Here is a 2,932-nt window from a genome sequence, read left to right as displayed (position 1 = left end):
TCTTCTGCGCCATGCGGCCATACGTAGCGTCGATGATCGGCTGAATGGCAGCGGCAGCGCTTTCGAAAGCGTGCGTTGCGCCGAACTTCAGAGCCTGCTCACGCTTCCACGGCACGGGGTCGATGGCAAAGATGTACCGGGCGCCCGATGCAACTGCACCCTGTAGCGCACTGATACCGACGCCGCCGACACCCATGATCACAACGTCTTCGCCGGGCTTCACATCGGCGATGTGGGTTGCCGATCCCCAACCGGTCGGAACGCCGCAACCGACGAGTGCGGCAACCTCGAACGGAATGTCCTTGTCGATCTTCACCACTGACGACTGGTTCACGACCATGTAGGGCGAGAACGTCCCTAGCAGGCACATCGGGATCACGTTTTCGCCGCGAGCCTGGATCCGGTAAGTGCCGTCACTGATGGCCTGGCCGCTGAGGAGGCCCATCCCGAGGTCACACAGGTTCTGATGACCGGCCGAACACGCCGGACAGGTTCCACAAGCCGGAATGAAGGACAGAACGACGTGTTCGCCGACCTCCAGACCCTTGACCTCCGGGCCGAGCTTGGCGATGACGCCCGAACCCTCGTGCCCACCCATGACGGGGAACGACGGCATCGGGGTCGCGCCGGTGACGATGTGGTGATCGGAGTGGCACATTCCGGCCGCTTCCATGCGAATCTGAACTTCGCCGGCTACCGGCTCACCGATCTCGATCTCCTCGACGGACCACTTTTCATTGAGGCCCCACAGGATTGCACCCTTGGTCTTCACGTCACTTCACCCTTTCATTCGCACACCCGCATCTATCTCTGTGACCATAGCCACAAATCTGCGAAATTGGAACGTGTTCTAACGAAAGATTTTGCACTGCAGGTCAGACGTCCAAATGACCTGGCACAACCGGCGCGGCAATGACGGAATAATGACCCACTGAGTGGGACAGGCCACACGGGCACCCGAAAGTAGAGCCGCCCCGAAAGCACGCAACCATTCGACTCCACCTCCCACCAATCGGTCGGACACAGAGCAGCGGGTCTGAAACAGGCCTGGGCATGTTCTGGTGCATCTGAGGTTTGGCCCCTCAGGTTTTGAAGGTGGTGTTCGCCGGCCGTGGGTGCTGCTGCGGGTCGATCGAGGGCGGCGGAATGAACCAGGGTTTATTGTCGACACCGATCCGAATCGCCCACTTCCCGACGAACCCGGATTTCCGGTGCATCAACCGATGATGTGAACGGCACAGCAGGACCAGATTGTTCATCACCGTCGGGCCACCGTTCGCCCAGTGCCGGATATGGTGCGCATCCGTCCACGCCGGTACACATGTGCAACCCGGGAACGCGCAGCCTCTGTCGCGGGCAATCAACGCAGTCCGTTGTTCGGCGGTCACCAACCTCTTCCCTGGTATCGCATCGAGCGGCGCCCCGTGACCGTCGAGCAGAACGGTCGACAGGAAACAATCACACCCGAGAAGCCTGCTCTGCGACACCGACAGCGGGCCCAGCCACGGCATGTGCCCGACATCAAGATCAGACACAGCCACTCCACCACCATCAGTTGGTGTGGCGGCGCAGTCCCGATGCTCCGCCAGATCACGAGCGTTGATGTGCACATTCACGTGCGGACGCTGACCACCGTCGGTGCCGGTTTTGGCGCAGTCCAGGTAACGCCGGATCAGTTCCGTGAACCCGTCCGCGGTCCGCTTCGCCGCCGACCGAGAATCCGGCGTCCCATCCGGTGCCGGGGTCGGCATCGTCAGATTCGACAACGCCGACAACAACATTTCACCGGTGAGGGCGTCGAAATCACCGCGCACCACCACTCGACCGTTCAATGTCGACGCGATCCGCAACTCATTGAGATCGACATCTTCGGCGGGCGGGATCTCGTCCGATTCGAACAACCGCTCCAACGTCGCGATCACGTTCCGCACCTTCGTCGTCGTCGCCTCCACACCCGACGCAGCCGCCAACAACAAATCGATGCACTTCGGGAGCGCCTCCTCCGGCATCCCCATCGGCGGTGATTCACAGAACGCCACGATCAACACCGCATGCTCGAACGAGCAATCCCCGCCATCGAACCGAGCAGCCACCGCCGGAAACGGCCGCAAAGCCGCACCCAACGCGGCGATCTTCTTCCCGTCCCGAACCTGCAGCATCGTGTTAGCCGCCAACCACGACCCCACACCGCGGCTCGCGATCACCTGATCATCCGGACGCAACGACAACTCGTCCACCACCGCCACACGCACAGCTTCCAGGCGCAGAATCTCCGCACTCGCTTCGACAGCAGCAGCGCGCAACTCAGCAGCAGACAACCGCCACAACCGTCCGCGCAACCCCACCGCAGAACCAGACACCACGTCCGACAACAAGACACTCATTGAATCCCCCGATCCCCTCCCCACACAATACTCGAACACCCGTTCGAGTCAAGAGTTTCTCGAGTCAATCCACCGAGCGTCCCGGAATCACCACACCGCATTGATAGGCGAGAACCACCAGTTGCGCGCGGTCGCGGACATCCAGTTTTGTCATCGCCCGGTTCACGTGCGTTTTTGCCGTGACCGCGCTGATCACCAATTCCGCAGCGATTTCGTCGTTGGACATCCCGAGGGCAACGAGGGTTACCACTTCGAGTTCGCGTGGGGTCAACTGACCGAAAATCCCAGAAGTCGAGTCGGCCCGCGACGGAGTGGAAAGGAACCGAGAAATCAACGCGCTGGTCGCAATCGGCGACAGCAAAGAGTTCCCACCTGCGACCGTCCGAACAGCATCGAGTAGATCCTCGGCTCGGATTCCTTTGCCGATGAAGCCGCTGGCTCCCGCCCGGATCGCCTGTGCCACATGCTCATCCACTTCGAAGGTGGTAAGAATCAACACGTGCACGTCGGTCAAATCCGGATGATCTGCAATCATGGCGGTCGCTTCG

General features: G+C 61.1%; 3 protein-coding genes. All 3 read right to left on the bottom strand.

Features of this window, described 5'->3' with window-relative positions; all coding sequences use genetic code 11:
* Positions 1 to 772, bottom strand: a 772-nt coding sequence (locus A2J01_RS17730; RefSeq protein WP_064113229.1) for an alcohol dehydrogenase catalytic domain-containing protein, incomplete at its 3' end; no start/stop codon positions are given.
* A gap of 310 nt (positions 773 to 1,082) precedes the next feature.
* On the bottom strand, positions 1,083 to 2,384 hold the full coding sequence (locus A2J01_RS17725; RefSeq protein WP_064113227.1) for an HNH endonuclease signature motif containing protein: 1,302 nt from the start codon (positions 2,382 to 2,384) through the stop codon (positions 1,083 to 1,085).
* Positions 2,385 to 2,448: 64 nt separating this feature from the next.
* Positions 2,449 to 2,932: response regulator transcription factor (locus A2J01_RS17720; protein WP_064113225.1), on the bottom strand; the 484-nt coding region annotated here is incomplete at its 5' end.

This window comes from Rhodococcus sp. EPR-134 (genome assembly GCF_001647205.1).
GTDB lineage: Bacteria > Actinomycetota > Actinomycetes > Mycobacteriales > Mycobacteriaceae > Rhodococcus_F > Rhodococcus_F qingshengii.
This window is presented reverse-complemented; position numbering and strand designations above follow the sequence as displayed.

What these genes read in the sequence shown, in the direction of transcription:
- A2J01_RS17725 (WP_064113227.1), bottom strand. Translation starts at nt 2,384, where the DNA reads ATGAGTGTCTTGTTGTCGGACGTGGTGTCTGGTTCTGCGGTGGGGTTG.